The sequence below is a fragment of the Peristeroidobacter agariperforans genome (assembly GCF_004138335.1).
In the GTDB taxonomy this organism is placed as follows: Bacteria; Pseudomonadota; Gammaproteobacteria; order Steroidobacterales; family Steroidobacteraceae; genus Steroidobacter; species Steroidobacter agariperforans.
Map to the genome: position 1 here is coordinate 1,749,933 of NZ_RYFW01000002.1, position 18,317 is coordinate 1,768,249.

General features: G+C 62.5%; 20 protein-coding genes. 16 read left to right on the forward strand and 4 right to left on the reverse strand.

Going from position 1 to position 18,317, the window contains the following annotated elements; all coding sequences use genetic code 11:
• The first annotated feature begins 19 nt into the window (after positions 1–19).
• The 7 genes from EK373_RS21330 to EK373_RS21360 all read left to right on the forward strand — a co-directional run bounded on the left by EK373_RS21330 (position 20) and on the right by EK373_RS21360 (position 6,403).
• Positions 20–2,587, forward strand: a complete 2,568-nt coding sequence (locus tag EK373_RS21330) for a beta-glucosidase (RefSeq protein WP_129645700.1) — start codon at positions 20–22, stop codon at positions 2,585–2,587.
• 11 nt (positions 2,588–2,598) lie between these two features.
• Complete coding sequence (locus tag EK373_RS21335; RefSeq protein ID WP_129645701.1) at positions 2,599–3,327, forward strand: hypothetical protein; 729 nt, start codon at positions 2,599–2,601, stop codon at positions 3,325–3,327.
• Positions 3,324–4,295 carry a sugar phosphate isomerase/epimerase family protein gene (locus EK373_RS21340; protein WP_129645702.1) on the forward strand — a complete coding sequence of 324 codons (972 nt, stop codon included), beginning with the start codon at positions 3,324–3,326 and terminating at the stop codon, positions 4,293–4,295. Before EK373_RS21335 ends, EK373_RS21340 begins: the two co-directional genes overlap by 4 nt.
• Before the next feature lie 23 nt (positions 4,296–4,318).
• Positions 4,319–4,732 carry a DUF6152 family protein gene (locus EK373_RS21345; protein ID WP_129645703.1) on the forward strand — a complete coding sequence of 138 codons (414 nt, stop codon included), beginning with the start codon at positions 4,319–4,321 and terminating at the stop codon, positions 4,730–4,732.
• Positions 4,733–4,743: 11 nt separating this feature from the next.
• Positions 4,744–5,220 (forward strand): hypothetical protein, encoded by a 477-nt coding sequence (locus EK373_RS21350; protein WP_157994470.1) that lies wholly within the window; start codon positions 4,744–4,746, stop codon positions 5,218–5,220.
• A gap of 196 nt (positions 5,221–5,416) precedes the next feature.
• A complete protein-coding gene (locus EK373_RS21355) occupies positions 5,417–5,896 on the forward strand; it encodes a DUF6644 family protein (RefSeq protein WP_129645705.1) in 480 nt (159 codons plus the stop codon).
• A gap of 12 nt (positions 5,897–5,908) precedes the next feature.
• Positions 5,909–6,403 carry a hypothetical protein gene (locus EK373_RS21360; protein WP_129645706.1) on the forward strand — a complete coding sequence of 165 codons (495 nt, stop codon included), beginning with the start codon at positions 5,909–5,911 and terminating at the stop codon, positions 6,401–6,403.
• Here EK373_RS21360 and EK373_RS21365 read toward each other — a convergent pair.
• Entirely contained in the window at positions 6,335–7,336 is a 1,002-nt protein-coding gene (locus tag EK373_RS21365) for a LysR family transcriptional regulator (RefSeq protein ID WP_129645707.1), read from the reverse strand. The genes EK373_RS21360 and EK373_RS21365 overlap by 69 nt on opposite strands.
• A gap of 109 nt (positions 7,337–7,445) precedes the next feature.
• Here EK373_RS21365 and EK373_RS21370 point away from each other — a divergent pair, with 109 nt between their 5' ends.
• From EK373_RS21370 to EK373_RS21385, 4 genes are all read left to right on the forward strand, one after another.
• On the forward strand, positions 7,446–8,015 hold the full coding sequence (locus EK373_RS21370; RefSeq protein WP_129645708.1) for an RNA polymerase sigma factor: 570 nt from the start codon (positions 7,446–7,448) through the stop codon (positions 8,013–8,015).
• Positions 8,016–8,132: 117 nt separating this feature from the next.
• On the forward strand, positions 8,133–8,852 hold the full coding sequence (locus tag EK373_RS21375) for a CoA transferase subunit A (RefSeq protein ID WP_129645709.1): 720 nt from the start codon (positions 8,133–8,135) through the stop codon (positions 8,850–8,852).
• Positions 8,849–9,499, forward strand: coding sequence for a 3-oxoacid CoA-transferase subunit B (locus EK373_RS21380; RefSeq protein WP_129645710.1), 651 nt, complete (start codon positions 8,849–8,851; stop codon positions 9,497–9,499). Before EK373_RS21375 ends, EK373_RS21380 begins: the two co-directional genes overlap by 4 nt.
• Positions 9,500–9,887: 388 nt before the next feature.
• Entirely contained in the window at positions 9,888–10,889 is a 1,002-nt protein-coding gene (locus EK373_RS21385) for a sugar phosphate nucleotidyltransferase (RefSeq protein WP_129645711.1), read from the forward strand.
• On the opposite strand, the gene EK373_RS21390 is transcribed toward EK373_RS21385, so the two are convergent.
• Positions 10,849–13,386 carry a cation-translocating P-type ATPase gene (locus EK373_RS21390; protein WP_129645712.1) on the reverse strand — a complete coding sequence of 846 codons (2,538 nt, stop codon included), beginning with the start codon at positions 13,384–13,386 and terminating at the stop codon, positions 10,849–10,851. The two genes, EK373_RS21385 and EK373_RS21390, sit on opposite strands and share 41 nt — an antisense overlap.
• Positions 13,387–13,549: 163 nt before the next feature.
• Between EK373_RS21390 and EK373_RS21395 the strand changes: the two genes are divergently transcribed.
• Positions 13,550–14,269, forward strand: coding sequence for a c-type cytochrome (locus tag EK373_RS21395; RefSeq protein ID WP_129645713.1), 720 nt, complete (start codon positions 13,550–13,552; stop codon positions 14,267–14,269).
• Positions 14,270–14,450: 181 nt separating this feature from the next.
• Complete coding sequence (locus EK373_RS21400; RefSeq protein WP_129645714.1) at positions 14,451–14,987, forward strand: DUF2087 domain-containing protein; 537 nt, start codon at positions 14,451–14,453, stop codon at positions 14,985–14,987.
• On the opposite strand, the gene EK373_RS21405 is transcribed toward EK373_RS21400, so the two are convergent.
• Positions 14,984–15,595, reverse strand: a complete 612-nt coding sequence (locus EK373_RS21405; protein ID WP_129645715.1) for a hypothetical protein — start codon at positions 15,593–15,595, stop codon at positions 14,984–14,986. The genes EK373_RS21400 and EK373_RS21405 overlap by 4 nt on opposite strands.
• A gap of 20 nt (positions 15,596–15,615) precedes the next feature.
• Positions 15,616–15,927, reverse strand: a complete 312-nt coding sequence (locus EK373_RS21410) for a PadR family transcriptional regulator (protein ID WP_129645716.1) — start codon at positions 15,925–15,927, stop codon at positions 15,616–15,618.
• Between the two features lie 124 nt (positions 15,928–16,051).
• On the opposite strand from EK373_RS21410, the gene EK373_RS21415 reads away from it, so the two are divergent.
• From EK373_RS21415 to EK373_RS21425, 3 genes are all read left to right on the forward strand, one after another.
• Entirely contained in the window at positions 16,052–17,008 is a 957-nt protein-coding gene (locus tag EK373_RS21415) for a TraB/GumN family protein (RefSeq protein ID WP_157994471.1), read from the forward strand.
• A 109-nt stretch (positions 17,009–17,117) separates the two neighbouring features.
• Complete coding sequence (locus EK373_RS21420) at positions 17,118–17,708, forward strand: RNA polymerase sigma factor (protein ID WP_157994472.1); 591 nt, start codon at positions 17,118–17,120, stop codon at positions 17,706–17,708.
• Entirely contained in the window at positions 17,705–18,304 is a 600-nt protein-coding gene (locus EK373_RS21425) for a cupin domain-containing protein (protein WP_129645719.1), read from the forward strand. Before EK373_RS21420 ends, EK373_RS21425 begins: the two co-directional genes overlap by 4 nt.
• Positions 18,305–18,317: the final 13 nt, after the last annotated feature.

Here is an 18,317-nt window from a genome sequence, read left to right on the forward strand (position 1 = left end):
GGTCACGGTTGGAGTGTCGATGCGATCGGACGTGCTGCGACTTGTTTTGGCAACGCTGTCAGTGGCGGCGACGGCGCAGGCGAGCACGCCCGATGCAACGGGCGGTTTCTCACCGGCTGTGCAAACGCTCGTCTCCCAGATGACACTCGACGAGAAGTTGACGATGGTGCAGGGGTCTCGCGATCCCGCATACAACGGCGGCGCGGGTTATATTGCCGGCGTGCCGCGTCTGGGCATTCCGCCGCTACGGATGGCGGATGGTCCAGCGAACGTCTATGTGAGATATGAAACGACGGCGCTGCCTCAGCCCATCACGCTCGCGGCAACCTTCAGTCGAGACTACGCGAAACAGTACGGTGAGATCCTCGGGCGCGAGTCGCGCGCCACTCGCAACGATGTGCTGCTCGGACCGATGGTCAATCTGTCGCGTCTGCCGAATTGGGGGCGCAATGTCACGAGTTTTGGCGAGGACCCCTTCGTCATCGGCCAGCTCGCAGCGGCGGAGATCGGCGGCATTCAATCCACCGGCACGATGGCGAACGCCAAACATTTCCTCGCCAACAATCAATCGCTCAATCAGGGCGGCGGCATCAATGGCGCCGACGGGTTCGACTTCATCGTCGATCAGCGCACGCTGCACGAAATCTACCTGCCGGGCTTCGAGGCGTCGCTGCAGGCGGGCGTGGCCTCGGTCATGGCCTCGTACAACAAGACGAATGGTTCCTGGAACGCCGAGAACCAGGGAAATCTCATCGGCTTGTTGCGCGACGAGTTGAAGTGGGATGGCTTCGTCGTCTCCGACTGGCACGCCAACCGGAGCACGCCGTCGATCATCGCCGGTCTGGACATGGAGATGCCCGGCGTGGGTCCGCAGTATCCGACCGGCCGCGAAGGCGCGAAGTGGGGCCCGCGATTGAAGGCAGCGATGGAGAGCAAACAAGTCGGCACCGAGGCGTTGGATCGTGCGGTCGCGCGTGTGCTCACACAGATGGAGAGGTTTGGCTTCCTGAACGGCACGCGCGTGCCGGGTCCGACCGAGATCGATGTTGAAGGCCACGCGGCCTTTGCTCGCAAACTGGCGGGCGAGGGTGCTGTGCTGCTGAAGAATCGGGGAAACATTCTGCCGTTTAGCGCAGAGGCGGCGGGTGAATTGCTGCTGATCGGTCCGACGGCGGAGCAGCTGGCCATCGGCCCGGGTATTTCCGGGTTCGAGTCGCGCTTCATTTCGCCTCGCGAAGCTCTGGAGCGCTCGCTGGGCTCGAACACGCCGCTGAAGCACGTCGTTGGCGATGAACTGACGGGCACGGCGATTCCGGCCGAGTTCCTGACGCCGGAGGGCGGACAAGGTTCTGGGCTGTTGCGTCGGGCGTCGGACTCGACGCCAATGGGCGTGGATGCGAGTGTGAACTTCACTGGCGATAAAGCTTTGCCGGTAGGGCGCGGCTATTCCTGGCGCGGCACGCTCAAGGTCAACGAGAGCGGCACGTACGCACTGCAAGTTCACAGCTGGGGCGGCACGGGTGTGCTCAAGGTCGATGGCCAGCCTCGCGCGTTCTCGGCGGCGGTGCGTTTTGGGCATGGCGTCCCTCGCAAGTATTCGAGCGTCGTGCCGACCAAAGATGGTTTGGACAACGCGCAGTACAGCGTCGATCTCGTCGCGGGTAAGTCGTATGCCATCGAGGTCGAGGGCCAGGCCGAGCCCGAGTCGAAGCTGCAGGTGCGGTTGGCTTGGGTTACGCCTGCCATGCGCAAACAGAACATTGCTGCGGCGGTGGCGGCTGCGAAGGAAGCACGCAGTGCGGTGATATTCGCGTGGGCACGCAGCGGTGAGTTCGACGATCCGGATCAGGCGCTGCAATTGCCCAACGATCAGGACGAGCTGATCACCGCTGTCGCGCGCGTGAATCCGCGAACCATCGTCGTGTTCAACAGCGGCAGTCCGCACGACATGCCCTGGCGCGATCGGGTCAAGGGCATTCTGTACATGTGGTATCCGGGTCAGGAAGGGGGTTGGGCAACGGCGGATGTGCTGTTGGGGAAGAGCAATCCCGGCGGCAAGCTCGCGATGAGCTTTCCCAAGAAGTACTCCGATGTCGCAGCGTTCGATCCGAAACATCCGGAGCGCTACACCGGCGTGAACAAGCAGGTGGTGTACTCGGAAGGCGTCTTTACGGGCTACCGTCATTTCGATGAGCACAAGATCGCGCCGTTGCACCCTTTCGGCTTCGGTCTTTCGTACACCACGTTTGTCTACTCGAACTTGAATGTCACGCCGCGCGGTGACGGCTTCGATGTGAGCTTCACTGTTCGAAACACGGGTCAGGTCGCCGGCGCCGATGTGCCGCAGGTCTATCTCGAGCGTCCCGCAAAGGCACCGCTGCCGATGGCGCCGAAGACCCTGGTTGGATTCGAGCGAGTCGCACTGGCTCCCGCGGAACAGAAATCGGTGACCGTGCACGTGACGCCACGACAGCAATCGTACTGGTCGGAGGCGGATCGCGGCTGGCGCAGGGCCGAAGGTGCGCGGGGCGTCGTGGTCGGTTCGTCGTCGCGCGATATCAAGCTCTCTGGCCGGTTGCCGCAGTAATCGAGGACATCATGACGATCAGAAACAAAGCCATGTCCTGCTCCCTCGCGTTGGGATTGATCGCGCTGGGCACGGTCGGCATTGCTGGCGCCGCGACGCCGGACTTGTCGGGCTTCTGGGAACTGAAGCATGACAGCAAGAAGGTGACTCCGGCCGAGGTGACGGCCGAAGGCAAGCGCCTGGCTGAGGCAAACCGTCCCAAGGTCGAGGACGGCATGATCATGACGTATGCGTCGCGCTGGTGTCATCCGCTCGGCACGCCGTTCATCATGGGCGACTCCGCGCCGTTGGATCTGATTCAGTCCAAAAAGGAGCTGGCGATCACTGCGGAAGTGCAGTCCTCGGCGCGTCACATCTATCTCGATGGCCGTCCGCATCCCGATAGGGATGCTTTCGATCCGACGACCAACGGTCATTCCATCGGGCGTTGGGAGGGCGACGTGCTGGTCGTGGACACCGTCGGCTTCAACGATCGCGGCAACCCGATGGTCCCGGGGGGCGGCGTGCGTGGTGAAAGCTCGCATCTCCTCGAGCGCTACGAGCTCATCGATGGCGGCGAGCGCCTGAAAGTCACGTTCACCTGGACAGATCCAAAGATCTTCGTGAAGCCGCACACGTACTCGTTCACGTACTACAAGGCGGCGCCGGAGACGTATGCGTTGGAATACTTCTGCGATTCCAGCGATCCGGAGCGGGCGAAGACGGCGGAAGAGCCGCCGCAGATCCAGAGCAAAGAATGAATATGCAGCGACGCGACTTTCTACGCTGCGCCGGCGCTGCCGCAGTCGGCGGAGCGAGCGCGGCCGCGACGGCGATCGGCGGCCTGGGCGCCGCGATGTTGACGTATTCGAGCGTCACGAAGTCCGATACGCGTCGCTATGAGCTCGGCATTCAGTTCTTCACGTTCAACTCGCTGGCGACACAGGGCTGGGAGAAGTTTTCCGAAGCGATGGGCATTGCGCGCGGGCTGGGCTACGAGGCGATTCAGTTCGCCGGCTTGATGGGACACTCGCCCGAGCTGATCCGAAAGCGTGCGGCGGAGTTGGGCTTAGCGCTGCGGACGCTGCACATCGGCAACGACCAGGTGCGCGCGTTTCGCGTGCCAGGAGGTCCGATCAGCGAAGCGCAGGACGCCGTCTATACGCCCAGAGGTATCGTTCAACTCACGCGGGTCAACGTGCCGCTGGCTCGGGATCTCGGTTGCGAATGGGCTGTCGTCGCGGCTTCGGGTCCAACGAACATGCTGTCGTTGGACAACGTTCGCCGCATGTGTGACGCACTCAATGCGGCCAACGAGATTGCGCGCAAGGCGGGCATCGGGCTGTCGTATCACGGTCACGGCCCCGACTATCGGTCGCTGGAAGGGCAGAACGTCTTCGAGTTCATGCTCGCCAACACCGACTCGACGATTCGATACGAGCTGGACGTTGCGTGGGTCGCCGCCGGTGGCGCGGATCCGGTGGCATTGATCGAGAAGCATGCCGCTCGCATCGTGAGCTTTCACTTGAAGGATTGGACCAGGGCGGGCAAGGCGGCGACCGTGGGCGACGGTCAGATCGATTTTGTCGGCATCTACCGCGCCGCTGCGCGCATCGACCGACCCATCTTCAACGTGGAGTGCGAAGGCGGCCCCGGCGTGGACCTTACGCGCGAGGCCGGACGCAGCCTGGAGCATCTACGCCCCTTGGGCTGGACGTTGACGGCATGAGAATCTGTATTGGAGTGTCATTCATGAAACTTCGACTGTTCCTGGGCATGGGCGCACTGCTCGCCGCATCGGCGACGCTGGCTCATCATTCGTTTGCGATGTTCGATCAGAAGCAGGTGTGGACCTGGGAGGGCACGGTGGTCGAGTACAGCTGGCGCCAGCCTCACGTACACATCATCGTCCAGGTACCGGAAAGCAAGACGAATCCGAAACTCGGGGGCACATGGGACTTCGAAAGCTCCGGCCCGAACATCGGCGCGCGCCAGGGCTGGACCCGCACGACGTTCAAACCAGGCGACAAGATCACCGTGGTCGGCAATCCCAAGCTCGATGGCAGCAGGGGCGCCTCGTTGAAATATGCGAAGACCGAGTCGGGTCAGATCCTGTATCACGATGTCGAGCGCAAGGTCACGCCGGAAAACACTCCTGCGACGTGAGGTGAGTTGCGATGCTCAGGCGATGGCAATGGGCGGTGGTACTGGTGTTGGCTGTTGGCGCGCTCGCGGCTGGCTGTTCCGAACCCGCACCGGCGAAGTCTGAGCCGGCGCCGGCGGCGCCCGCGTCTTCGCATTCGTTCAAGGTGGTTGGGCCTAGTCGTCAGATCATGCTCGCCATCACCATTCCGGCGTCGGAGACGGTGTTCAACGCTGCCGCCGAGCCGCCGACGACCGATGAGCAGTGGGTGAGTGTGGAACGGGCGGCTCTGACGCTCGCCGAGTCGGGGAATCTGTTGCTCATTCCAGGTCGCGCTGTTGATCAGGGTGAGTGGTTGCGTTTCTCACAGATGCTGATTGATACGGCGGGTCAGGCGTATGAGGCTGCGCAGGCCAAAGACATTGATGGCGTGTCGGAGGCGGGGAACACGATCTACGAGGCGTGCGAGGGGTGTCATAAGAAATATTTGCCGCAGCCCGCGGCGCCTTAAGAGTCGGAGAAGAGGGGGCGCTGCCGAGCCACCGACGCATCAACCGCACTCTTAGCGCGCGATCCCGAGCCACCGACGCATCAACCGCGCTCTTCCAAACGATCGACACCAAACTATTTTTTGTCCGCAATGACCACATCGCCCCGTTGATAGCAGCGTATCGAAAGACGAAACCCACCGCTGCGTCAGGAGCCCAATGATCAGCTTGCTCGAAACATTACAGAACTCCGAGTTCTCGCAATGGGTGCTGGTGTCGGTGTGGGGCTATCCCATTCTGCTGACCTTGCATTCCCTCGGTCTCGCATTACTGGTGGGATTGCTGATCATCATCGACCTGCGCGTGCTCGGCGTGCCTCGCATGCTGCCGTTCATGCCGTTCAACCGCCTGATGGCGCTGATCTGGGGCGCGTTCGCGATCAATCTCGGTTCGGGGGTGGCGCTGTTCGTCGCCGATGGCGTGAAGTTCTTCAATAGCACCGCCTTTCGCTTCAAGTTCGCGAGCATCGTCATCGGCATCGTGCTCGCCGTCATCATCAAGAGCTCGGTGTTGAACGACGCGCCGAGGCTCGATGCAGAGCAGGGCAAGGTCCCGGTGAAGGCCAAGGCGCTCGCGGCCGTTTCAATATTGATGTGGATCTCGGCGATCGGCTTCGGTCGCTACATGGCATACGAATAAGAGGCCGGCACCATGATCGTCGACTTGCTGCGTTGGTTGGAAGCGTCGTGGTATGGGCAGGTCATGCGCGACGTGCCTTGGTTGTTCCCGACCTTCGAAGGCTTGCACTTCGTCGGGATGGCGCTGCTGTTCGGCTCGATCGCCTTGATCGACCTGCGCGTGCTGGGCCTCGCGAAGGGGCTGCCCATCGGTCCGCTGCATCGGCTGCTGCCGCTGGCGTTCGGCGGCTTTGCGTTGAATGTGATCACCGGCATCGGCTTCATCGCCTCCGATCCGATGTCTTACTGGGTCGTGCCCGCGTTTCGCTTCAAGATGCTGCTGATCATCCTCGCGGGCTTGAATGCGATCTGGTTCTGGATCAGCGTGCTGCCGAAGGTGGAGGAGTGGGGTGCGGGCGAGGATGCCTCGCCGCTGGCGAAGAAGATTTCGATGGCGTCGTTACTTCTGTGGGTCGGCGTGATCACGGCGGGTCGCTTTATTGCGTTCGCCGGCACCGGCACGCTTTGACGGCTTTGCAGCGGCGCGGGCCTGATCCCGCAGCGCCTTGTCCCACACGGGCTCGCCCGAGAAACGTTCGGTGATGAATTCGACGAACAGGCGAACCTTCAGCGCCCGGCGGTGGGTGGCCGGGTAGATGGCAAGCAGATCGAGCGGCGGGATGTGATATTCGTCCAGCACTCGCACCAGGTTGCCTCGCAGAAGATCTTCGCCGCACACGAGCGTCGGCAGGCAAGTGATGCCGCCGCCGCTCAATGCGAAGTCACGGAGCATGTGCACGGAGTTGGTCCGAATCGCCGCGGGCAGGACCAATGACACTTGCTCCGGACCCTTGAACGTCCAGCGGTCCCGCGTCGGATAGGCCGAATACAAGCCGAGCCGGAAGCGCAGCAGGTCGGGCGGCGCCAATGGCACGCCCGCTCGCTGCAAATACACCGGCGAAGCACAGAACACGCGCTGCACAGGAAACAACGATCGTTCGATCAGCGTCTCGGCGGCGGGCTTGAAGACTTGCAGGGCCACGTCATAGCCCTTGTCGACCGGATTGACCGGCACGTCGCTCACCGTGATGTCGAGCTCGATCTGTGGATATTTGCTGCTGAAGTCCTTGAGCGCCGAGCCCAGGTGTCCGAGCGCAAAGCCGGGCAGCACCTGCAGCCGCAATACGCCGGTCGGCGTGGTCTTCATGACGCGCATTCGTTCCAACGCGGAATCGACGTGCGAGACCAGGTCGGCGCATTCCTCGAAGAAGTTCGCGCCGGCCTCGGAGAGCGTGACCGCCCGGGTCGAGCGATGAAACAGCGGGGACTGGATGTAGGACTCCAGCTTCTTCACGCGGCTGGTGATAACCGAGGGCGTCACATTCAACTGTCGCGCAGCCTCCACGAAACTGTGGGTTTCGGCCACGCGCACGAACGCCTGAATACATTCGAACTTATCCATTGCCCGTCTCCGGCGCCAAGGCTGTATTCGTGGAACGCGAATAATCAGAGGTCAATTGCATCATAAACTAGAACAACAAAATGAGCACGGCCGCACGGGGGATTGCCAGGTGAACAACTCATTCTTCGAGCCGGTGCGCGTGGCGGTCGAGGAGCGAACCCAGTCGCTGCGGCTGGTGCAGCTGGTCGACATGCACCGTGGAGCGCTCCTCAAATATGTGAATCGCATTCTCAACTGCGCCGAGGATGCGGAGGACGTCGTGCAGGAAACATGTGTGCGCCTGATGCGTGTTCGTGATTTGTGGCGTGGCGAGCGCGAAGTGCGCGCGTTCCTGTTCAAGATCGCGACCAACCTGGCACGCGATGAACTGCGCCGTCGCCGCACTCGGTGCCACGGAATGCATTTGCCGCATGACTCGCTGGATCTGGTCGGCGACGAGCAGCAGCCCGAGGAGCTCGTCGACCGTTGTATCGCGCTGGAAGTGATCTCCAGTGCGCTCTCATCGTTGCCCCAGCGATACCGCCAGGTGTTCTCGCTGCATGTGGACGAGGAAATGAGCTATCGCGCCATAGCACGTCAGCTCGGCATCAGCACCAAGACCGTGGAACGCGACATGAGCGGGGCTCAGGAGCTGTGCCAGGATCGTTTGCTGAAAGCGCGTCGCGCCGTTGCAGCTTGAGCTGAAGGCTCTTGCGCCGCTCGCGGCAGCGTTATCGCGGGGATAGCTTCGACATTCACACTGGGACGTAGAGCCAATTTTGTCTACGCAACGTGTGCTCGTGCGTAGTACTTCCGTATGAGCAGAAAGGTCTATTCAGACGCCACCGCGGCACTCGATGGAGTGTTGTTCGATGGCATGAGCATCATGTCCGGCGGCTTCGGGTTGTCCGGTAATCCAGAGAATTCCATCGCGGCGCTGGCGCGAGCGCCAGTGAAGAATCTCACAGTGATCTCGAACAACTGCGGCGCTGACGGCTTCGGGCTGTGGACGCTGCTGAACAACGGTCAGATCGCGAAGATGATCAGCTCGTACGTGGGCGAGAACCGGCTGTTCGAGCAGCTGTATCTCACAGGCAAGCTGCAGCTGGAACTGAATCCTCAAGGCACGCTCGCCGAACGCATTCGCGCTGGCGGCGCCGGCATCGCGGCGTTCTTCACGCGCACCGGGGTCGGCACGGTCGTCGCCGAAGGTAAGCCTGTGCAGGAGTTCGATGGCGAGATGTATGTGATGGAGCGGGGGCTGCGTGCCGATCTCGCGATCGTAAAAGCGTGGCAGGGCGACACTGCCGGGAATCTGGTGTTTCGCAAGACCGCTCGGAACTTCAACGCCGTGATGGCGACTGCCGCGGCCGTTACCGTCGCCGAGGTCGAACACCTGGTGCAGCCGGGTGAGATCGATGCCGATGCCATACACACGCCGGGCATCTACGTCGATCGCATCTATCAAGGCGTCAACTATGAGAAACGCATCGAGAAACGAACGACTCGGCCGCGTGCAGAAGGAGTGAGCACATGAGCTGGTCGCGCGAACAGATGGCGCAACGCGCGGCGGCGGAGTTGCGCGATGGTTTCTATGTGAACCTGGGCATCGGAATCCCTACGCTGGTTGCGAACTACATTCCAGACGGGGTGGATGTGACGCTCCAGAGCGAGAACGGCATGCTCGGCATGGGGCCTTTTCCGTTCGAGGGTGACGAAGACCCCGACCTGGTCAACGCGGGCAAACAAACCATCACGCAGTTGCCCACGTCGAGCTTTTTCTCCAGCGCCGAAAGTTTCGCGATGATCCGCGGCGGTCACATCGATCTGGCGGTGCTCGGCGCCATGGAAGTGGCTTCGAACGGCGACCTGGCGAACTGGACCATCCCGGGCAAGATGGTCAAGGGCATGGGCGGGGCGATGGACCTTGCGGCCAACGTCAGATGCATCGTCGTATTGATGGAGCACACGTCGAAGTCCGGCCAGCCCAAGATTCTCGAACGCTGTACGCTGCCGTTGACCGGCGTACGTTGCGTCGATCTGATCATCTCCGACCTCGGGGTCCTTCGCTGCGACAAGAAGGGCAGCGGCGCATTGACGCTCATCGAGCTCGCACCCGGCGTGAGCGCGGACGAAGTCATCGCGAAGACCGGTGCGCCCGTAAACATCGCGCTGCTGGGTTGAGGAGGACAGGTGGCTCCGTGAGCATTCTCCCCACGCGACCTGCAACTCCTCGTGCAGCGGCATGTGTTATCGCTCACTTCGTCCGGGCGGTATCAGTCGTCGCATGGCTCTGCCAGTTCTGAAAGGCATCCGCCAGCTTGGACTGACTCTACCAACGCATCGGTGCGGCGCCCGCCGTTTCGATTCGATCTAACAAATGTTGTTCGCCGCGGTGTAAACACGATCGCCAATCTCCGGGCGAATCGATGAGCAATCATCAGAATGACTTTGACCTCCGCTGTCTCCGTCTAACTACGTAGATGTGCGGTGTGAGTCACAGCTGTTTCCGTAATATGAGAATGAGAGGCTAGCCGTCCAGCACAATACAGCGGTCGGAGGAAATCGGGTCATGCCTCGCGAACAGCAGCGTACGAAAATCTCATTGGAGACGGGCCATCGTTGGGCCCTGATCCTTGCGGGTGGAGAGGGCAGCCGGTTGCAGTCGCTCACGACGACGGCGTCCGGCATAGCGATACCGAAACAGTTCTGTTCGTTCGGCGGTGAAGCGTCGTTGTTGCACGATGCCCTGCGCCGGGCGCAAAGCGTGACCACGCCGGCCCACACCTGCGCCGTGGTGACGGAGCATCACCGGTTGTGGTGGCAAGCCATGGATCTGCGCATCCCCAGTGCGAACGTGATTCGTCAGCCGCACAACCGAGGCACAGCGATCGGAATCCTGTTGCCCTTACTGCAGATTCTTTACCGCGATCCGGATGCGAGCTTGCTGGTGCTGCCCTCGGACCACTTCGTGCGTGATGAGCCGCTGCTTGGCCTGAGCCTGCGAAGCGCGATGGATCAGGTCCAGTATCAGCCCGAGCAGATCGTGATGCTGGGCATCTCGCCCGAGGAAGCCGATCCAGAGCTCGGCTACATCGTCTCGGACTGCGGCGACGTGAGCGAATTGCGGTCGGTCAGCGAGTTCGTAGAGAAACCCACTGCCGCCATGGCGCATGCGCTGATCGCTCGCGGCGGAGTCTGGAACTCATTTATCTTCGCGGCCCAGGGCCGGACCCTGCTGCGTGCATTCGAGCAGCGTTGTCCCGAGCTAGTGGCGGAAATGTGGGAAATCGTCAGCGCGCCGAAGTCCCGGTCGCAGCAGGCTCACCTCGCCGACTTGTACGATCGCGCTCCGAGCCTGGATTTCTCGCGTGAAATTCTGCAGCGTGCGCCAGAATTGCTACGAGTGCTCACCGTGCCGCCCTGTGGCTGGAGCGACCTCGGCACGCCCCGTCGCGTGACGGAGGCGTTGACTCGCTTCCCGCCGCGACAGGCGCGCTCCCGGCACCCCGGGCACGCGGCGTTCCTCGATCTCACTCAGCACCAGCCGGTCGTCTCGTACGCTTCGGGCTGAAGCGTAGCCACCGACCTGCCGCAAGCACCAACACGACGGTGGCGATGGCCACCGTCACGATCCATTCCCACTCCGGCGGCGTGAATCGAAAGACCGCCGCGGCCCCCGGCATGTAGACGACGAGCGCGAGCGCGACGCATGCGACTGCCGCCATGACCCAGAACAGGTTGTTGTGGCGTCTTGCAATCGTACGCACGTCGCCGCTGCGGGAGCGGCTCACAAAAATCAGCGCCACATTGGCAAACACCAGGCTGACGAACGCGAGGGCCCGCGCGCTCGGGTCATCGAGCCACTGCAGGGCGATGCCGTACACGCTAACGGCCCAGACCATCACGCACGCGCCCAGGCCGATGCTTCGCTTCAGCATGTCGTAGGAAAACAGCGGCTCGTCGCGCGGGCGGGGTGGACGCCGCATGACATCGTCGGCTTCCGGGTCGGCTTCGAATACGAAGGCGCAGGCCGGATCGATGACGAACTCCAGGAACAGCACGTGCACCGGAAATAACAACAGCGGCCAGCCGAACAGCACCGGCAGCAGGCCCATACCCGCAATGGGAATGTGCACCGAGACGATGTAACTCATCGCATGGCGGATGTTCGTATAGATGCGGCGGCCCAGGCGCACGGCGGCGACCAGCGATTTGAAATCGTCATTGACCAGCACGAGCGAGGCCGCCTCACGGGCTACATCCGTGCCGCGACCGCCCATCGCGACGCCGACGTGGGCGGCCTTCAGTGCCGGCGCATCGTTCACACCGTCGCCGGTCATCACCACTTCGTTGCGGTCGGCTTTGAAGGCCTGCACCAGTCGGAGTTTGTGCTCGGGCTTGGAGCGCGCATAAATGTTCACTTTGCGAGCGCGCTCGCGCAACGTTTCATCGTCCATGGCGGCGACTTCGGCGCCCGTCAGCACACCGGCGTCGACATCGAAGCCTGCCTGGGTGGCGATCGCGACCGCCGTGCCCGGATGATCGCCCGTAATCATTACGACGCGGATGCCCGCTTGCTTGCACTCGGCAAGCGCGGACGGCACATCCGTGCGCAGAGGATCGGCGAGGCAAACGAAACCCAGGAAGTGCAGCTCGAAGCTTCTCGGCGTCTCGGGGAATGAGTCGTTGGAAGTTGTTCCTTGGGCAACGCCGAGGATGCGCAGCCCTCGTTGTGCATTGGCATTGACGCGCTTCATGAGCTCGGAGCGCTGAGAAGATTCCAGACGACACAGCTCCATCACCGTTTCCGGCGCGCCCTTGACGGCGATGAACGCTTGATCAGCGCCTGGGGCGCACCAGACGTGAGTGACCGCGAGCAACTCGGGAGTGAGATCGTACTCGCGGATCAGTTCCATGGCGCGGAGTTGTTCCACCGCCGTCGATGCGAAGGCTTGCGCGGCCGTGTGAATGGCTCGTTCCATCGGATCGAAAGGCGAGCGCTCGCTGGCGGCGAGGGCGATTCCCAGCACCTGCTGCGCGGCGTCTGTGAGAGCGGCGCCAGCCGACAACTCAGCGCGATCGGTGGGGGTTTCGATCGCCATCACTTGCATCCGGTTTTCGGTGAGGGTGCCGGTCTTGTCGACGGCGAGAATCGTGGCCGCACCGATGGATTCGAGCGCCGGCATGCGGCGGGTCAGCACCCCGACCCGTGAGATGCGCCAGGCGCCCATCGCCAGGAACACGGTGAGCACGAGCGGAAACTCTTCGGGCAGCACGCTCATCGCGACGGTGATGCCCGCGAGCACTCCGCCCAGCCAGTCGCTGCGGGTGAGGGCGTAGATCACTGCGATCGCAGCACACAGCATCAGCGCCGCAGTGGCGATCCATCGCACGAGTCGATGCACTTCGCCAAACAGCGCGGTCGTCTCGGGCTGCAAGGTCTTCAGTACGCCACCGATCTTTCCTATCTCGGAGCGAGCGCCGGTCGCCGTGACGCGAGCCGTGCCAAAGCCCTGAACGACCAGACTGCCGGAGTACACGTGGCCATGATCGACGGTGTCAGATGTGGTTTTCTCGACCGGCAGCGATTCGCCCGTGAGGATGGATTCGTCGACGCTGAGCGCAGTGGCTTCGAGAATCACACCGTCGGCGGGGACGCGATCGCCTTCACGCAACAACACGAGATCCCCGGCGACGACGTCGCGGCCGGCGATGCGTTGCTCGACGCCATCTCGAATGACCAGCGCGCGGGGACTCGATAGATCGCGAAGTTTGGATAGGGCGCGCTCGGTGCGGCGCTCCTGCAGGACGGTGATGCCGACGACCACGACGATCGATGCCGCAAGAATGATGGCCTCGCGAACATCGCCCAGCACGATGTAGACCGAGGCGGCTGCGATCAGCAGCAGAAACATCGGCTCGGTGAGCACCTCGCGCACGATGCCGCCCAGGCTGCGCGGACCTTGGCCGGGCAACTCATTCGGACCGTCCGCACTCAACCGTCGTGCCGCCTCGGCGCTGCTCAACGAGTCGAGGGCGCGTGGGCCGGCGTCAGTGGTGTCATTCATTTACACCCCGCTTGGGACGCGACCACAAGTTACTTTACCGCCGAGCCGGGTCACTCGGTGGGATCACGTAACGGTTACGGCGTTTCGCGCATGGTGGGTGAGGCGCGAGCGCTTGACACTGTACTGGTCCTACGGCTGCAACGATTGAAGGAGCGCAGCTTCCGTGGCCACCCACTCCCGCATGCCCGTTCTACGACTTGTGGTCGCTTCGGCCTTGATAGCTGTGCTGGCCGGCGGCACGGCCGTCGCGTCGCCGGAGAGCGTCGATGAGAAGGTTCGCAATGCCTTGCAGCTCGATCAGAACACGGAGCGCGGCGCGACGTTGTATGCGAAACACTGCGCCGAGTGTCACGGACCGCGAGCGCTCGGCAGCGCCAGCCGGGTGATACCAGCGCTGGCGGGCCAGCGCCGTGCGTATCTGGTCAAGCAACTCACGGATTTCAGCGAATTGGAGCGTGCAAGTCGGGAGATGCACTCCGTTGTAGCCAAACCAGAGCTCGGGAATGAGCAGGCGTGGGCAGATCTAGCGGGATTTCTAAACTCCCTGCCGCGCGCCAGCTTTCCTCAGACCGGTGACGGTCGGGACCTGGAGCTGGGCGAGGCCATCTTTCAGGAGCAATGCGCCTCGTGTCACCAGGACGATGGTCGTGGCGACGATGACGGTTTCATTCCGTCGGTGCGCGACCAGCACTACTCCTACCTGGTGCGCCAGATGCGCACGATCGCTTCATGGCATCGGCTGAACGTCGATGCCGATCTGGTGCGGTATCTCGACAGCCTGGATACCGACGAGGCGACCGCGGTGGCCGACTATCTGTCGAGAATGCGCGGCCCGATCCAGGATCACGATCGCATGAACAGCGACGGTACGACCAACAACTGACTGTCGCCTTCGCGCGGCGATGCCGCTATCATGGCGGCACGGTCTGCAGTTCACCGAGGCGTCGCCGCCCCATCCAGGGGAGCTAAACCTGCCCAATTTCCAATAGACACGCACTTATCCCGTGCCGTTGTCGAAAGCCGGCGACCATCGACGTTAGAGAACGGCGCGAAAAGGATGAGTCATGTCCAGAGTCGCCTTGGCCTTACAGATCCCCGACCTGTCGGGGTTCGCTAAATCCGTCCGTGAACAGCTCGGCAAGCTCCCCGAGCCGCCCAGTCATGTTGAAATGCTCAACCTGCTGTGCCGTTCGGCCGGCTTCAGGAACTATCAGCATTGCAAGGGTGTGATGGAGGCCCAGCAACGCCTGCACCTGCCAGCTGCGGCGGCGGCGCCGGTCGATTATTCGCTGGTGGAAAGAGCTGCGCGGCTGTTCGATGAGCACGGCCGGCTTGTGCGTTGGCCGACGGCGTCCGCGCTTCAGGATCTTTGTTTGTGGGTGCTGTGGTCGCGGCTTGCGAGCCGCAAGACCTTTACCGAGAAACAGATCAGCGAGCTGATCAAGGGCTGGCACGTGTTCGGCGATCACGCGCTGTTGCGACGTGCGCTGATCGGCTGGCGTCTGGTTCAGCGCACGCAGGATGGCAGCGAGTATCGCCGCATCGAGCAGAAGCCGCCGGCGGAGCTGCGACCGCTGATTGCTCGCTTGCCGGCGAGCTAGGCCGGCTGCGGTTCGGGCCGCGAGAGGTACATGAGATGGGCGGTGCCGAGTGCCGGCAACGCGCCGATGAGCACGATGAAGCTCAACGTCGCGGCGTAAGCGCCGGGGCCAGAGAACATTCGCAGGAGGATGGATGCCCCGATGTACAGCATCACGCCCGCAATCATCGCGATGCCCAGCGCGCGGCTTCGCAGGCCCGCGCCTGTGACAGCCGCGCGTGACGCTAGAAACAATCCGATCGGCCCGACCAACCCGATGACGGCGGCGCCGATCATCATGCCGAGCACGGTGCGAGCAAGCGGCGTCGCCGAGAAATGTTGCTGTATGACGCTTTGATTCAATCCCAATACACCCGAGGGGCCAAACACCGCGTCCCACCAACCCAGCGTGATAGGCGCGAAACAAACCAGCAGTTCCAGGAGCAGCAACCCGCGGGGGATCTGAAAATTGCCGATACGCATGACCTGAAATCTCCTTTTCAGCGCAGCTAACAAACAACCCAGCGACCACATCAGCCGTTCGTCGGCGGGCACATGATCCAGTTCCGCTTGCATGGCTTGCAGCCACTCGTTGCCGTGCTTGCCGAGCAATGCGGCTGCTAAACGCATGGACAATGAAACGAGATCGTTCATGCGTGGCGCGGGCGTCCCAAGGCGACCCTGGTCGATTCGCACAGCTCGATTTGTTCCTTGGCGTGCGCGAGGCCTTTGGCGGTCAAACGATAGATGTGACGCGGCAGTCGCCCACCGTCTTCCGGCGGAACCCATTTATGTTCGAGCAAGCCTCGCTCGGAGAGTCGCATCAAGATGGGGTAGAGCGTGCCGGACATGAGCTCCGTCGCCTTTGAAAGCTCATAGCCGTGCCGCCAGGTGCGCGGCTCTTCGAGGAGACAGCGCAAAAGATCGAGCGTTTGACCGGAGGCGCGGCGGGTGCGTGGCATGGCGATAAGTCTACATATGTGGAGTTAGAGGTCAAGCCGCGGAAGTGTGGCGCGAATCACAGGTCGTCTATCATCCACGCAAGGACGGTTGGATGGTTTCTGAATGCGCATCAAGAGAAGGACCGTGAGCGTTTATTCGATCGTGCTCGCCTGGCTGCTGCAGGCGGCGCTGTTCGATGCACATGCATCTGGCACGGACGACTCGAGCACGCCCGTGGGCGTGCCGGAAGAAGTGCTGGTGCTGGGCGAGCAGCCCGGGCCGGGGCTTTGGAAAGTTTCGAAGGGCTCGCATACGTTATGGATTCTAGGAACATATGTGCCGACGCCTCGGGGCATGGTGTGGCGTTCGAAGCAGGTGGAAGCGGTGATCGCGGCGTCGGACGAAGTGCTCGGCCCGTATTCAGCGTCCTTGCGAGTGAAGGGCGCGAAGCCTTATCAGTCGCAGCGAGGCAAGCTGAAAGACGTTCTGCCGCGCAAAGTGCATGCGCGGTGGCGGTCGCTGCGAGACAAATACATCGGCGATGATCCGGAAACGGAGAAGCTGTTGCCCACCGCGGCGGCTTTGCTGTTGAGGTCACGAGCGTTCGAGCGTATCGGCCTCAGCTACGCCGACGACGTGTGGCGCCGGATTTATGAAGTCGCGGGCGCGCACGCCGTTGCGATTCGGGCCCTGCAATATGAGATGGGGCCGGTGACGCCGGACAAGAACAGCTCGCGGCGCTCGCGCGAGAACAGCATCAAATATCTGGTCGAAACGATGGATCGGCTCGAAACCGACATGACTCAGGCGCGTGCGCGCGCGAATGCCTGGGCGACAGGCGACATGGCAGTGCTGGAGACATTGATCGAAGCCGATGCATCGTATGCTCAGTCGCTGGCCTACAGCTGGCCGTTCCTCGGTCAGGAGCAGGCGACCCAACTACAGCTGGAAGCTGAAAACAAACTGCTCAGCGCGCTCGAACGAGCGTTGAATCGCAATGAAACGACGCTGGTGGTGCTGCCGATCCACATCGTCTCGCGAGGCAAGGGCGTGGTAGCCAGCTTGCGGGCTGCCGGATATGGAGTCGAAGATCCGCGCTGAGCGCCGGACGCGCATTCCATGGGAGCCGGAGGCTCCGGGCCCAGCTCTTGCACCGTGCCAGATTTGCCGGCACGATCGCGCGGTGAGCGCAGTCGCAGTCAATCAGAATATGAGAGCCAGTACGCTGACCCTCGGTGAGTTGCTTTATGCCGACCCGGCGATCGCCTGTGTCTCCGAGAAGGAATGGTTCGGGCTCGTGCGCGCGATCGCGGCAGGTAATGAGGGGGCGCTGCGCACGTTGCTCGATAAGTCGTATGCGGTGATGTTTACGTTCCTCATGCGGCTGACGGGCGACCGGCGTACCAGCGAGGAAGTGATTCTCGAAGTATTTCAGAACGTTTGGTGCGAAGCTCCAGTGTTTGATGGCGCCGAGGGGCCGGTGCTCGGATGGATCATGAGGCAGGCCCGCGCTCGGGCTCTCGCCCGGCCTACCGACGCCCCGTCGATTCAAGGCGGCGTCGAATCCGACTTGGCCGCGTCGCACGAACCGTCGCTCGATGCTTCGGACCTGGTGGCCATGGCGTTGACGCGCCTCAATGAATCGGAACGCGCGGCCATCGAGGCTGCTCTATTGAACGGGCTCTCCTACGAGCAGGTGGCCCTGCAGTCTGGACAGAGTGTCGGCAGCGTCAAGAAGCAGATCCGCTCGGGACTCTCGAAGCTGCAGCAGTCGCTGCGAGCGCGAGGTGACCAGGCATGAGCTCGTTCGACGAAAAGGTCCGTTGCGCACGCGCCGAACTCGTAGCGCCGTATGCACTCTCGACATTGGATCGTGGTGAAGCTCGCGCAATGCAGCTGCATTTGCCTGGATGCGCCGAGTGTCAGCGCGAATTCGAGGCGATCGCGCCGGTGACGGACGCGTTGAGAGCCTGGCGCACTCAAAGCTTGCCGACCCCGGTGGCGCTGTGGGATCGACTGCTGGCGCGCATTGGTAAACAAGATCATCCGGGCAATGTGCTCTCGACTGCGCCCGTGCCTGCCGCACAAGCGGCCTGGCCAGATCCAGAGTGGAGGAATGTCGCACCCGGCATCGCGTGCAAGCTGTTGTCCAGCGACCCTGAAGAGGATCGGGTCACGATGCTGGTGCGACTCGAGCCCGACGCTTCTTATCCTCCGCATCAGCACAGCTCGGTCGAGGAGTTGTACCTGTTGGAAGGGGAGCTGTGGATCGACGACAGGAAGCTCTCTCCCGGCGACTACAGCCGCGCCGAGCGCGGCACGTCGGACCAGCGCGTCTGGAGTCAGACGGGCTGTATGTGCCTGCTCATCACATCACCGTCGGACCAATTGGCGTAGCCAACGCAGCAGC

Coding starts and splice junctions, on each gene's coding strand:
- EK373_RS21350 (WP_157994470.1), top strand. CDS start 4,744: ATGCTCAGGCGATGGCAATGGGCGGTGGTACTGGTGTTGGCTGTTGGC.
- EK373_RS21345 (WP_129645703.1), top strand. CDS start 4,319: ATGAAACTTCGACTGTTCCTGGGCATGGGCGCACTGCTCGCCGCATCG.
- EK373_RS21330 (WP_129645700.1), top strand. CDS start 20: ATGCGATCGGACGTGCTGCGACTTGTTTTGGCAACGCTGTCAGTGGCG.
- EK373_RS21425 (WP_129645719.1), top strand. CDS start 17,705: ATGAGCTCGTTCGACGAAAAGGTCCGTTGCGCACGCGCCGAACTCGTA.
- EK373_RS21355 (WP_129645705.1), top strand. CDS start 5,417: ATGATCAGCTTGCTCGAAACATTACAGAACTCCGAGTTCTCGCAATGG.
- EK373_RS21390 (WP_129645712.1), bottom strand. CDS start 13,386: ATGAATGACACCACTGACGCCGGCCCACGCGCCCTCGACTCGTTGAGC.
- EK373_RS21410 (WP_129645716.1), bottom strand. CDS start 15,927: ATGCCACGCACCCGCCGCGCCTCCGGTCAAACGCTCGATCTTTTGCGC.
- EK373_RS21335 (WP_129645701.1), top strand. CDS start 2,599: ATGACGATCAGAAACAAAGCCATGTCCTGCTCCCTCGCGTTGGGATTG.
- EK373_RS21420 (WP_157994472.1), top strand. CDS start 17,118: ATGAGAGCCAGTACGCTGACCCTCGGTGAGTTGCTTTATGCCGACCCG.
- EK373_RS21400 (WP_129645714.1), top strand. CDS start 14,451: ATGTCCAGAGTCGCCTTGGCCTTACAGATCCCCGACCTGTCGGGGTTC.
- EK373_RS21380 (WP_129645710.1), top strand. CDS start 8,849: ATGAGCTGGTCGCGCGAACAGATGGCGCAACGCGCGGCGGCGGAGTTG.
- EK373_RS21375 (WP_129645709.1), top strand. CDS start 8,133: ATGAGCAGAAAGGTCTATTCAGACGCCACCGCGGCACTCGATGGAGTG.
- EK373_RS21385 (WP_129645711.1), top strand. CDS start 9,888: ATGCCTCGCGAACAGCAGCGTACGAAAATCTCATTGGAGACGGGCCAT.
- EK373_RS21340 (WP_129645702.1), top strand. CDS start 3,324: ATGAATATGCAGCGACGCGACTTTCTACGCTGCGCCGGCGCTGCCGCA.
- EK373_RS21360 (WP_129645706.1), top strand. CDS start 5,909: ATGATCGTCGACTTGCTGCGTTGGTTGGAAGCGTCGTGGTATGGGCAG.
- EK373_RS21405 (WP_129645715.1), bottom strand. CDS start 15,595: ATGCGTTTAGCAGCCGCATTGCTCGGCAAGCACGGCAACGAGTGGCTG.
- EK373_RS21365 (WP_129645707.1), bottom strand. CDS start 7,336: ATGGATAAGTTCGAATGTATTCAGGCGTTCGTGCGCGTGGCCGAAACC.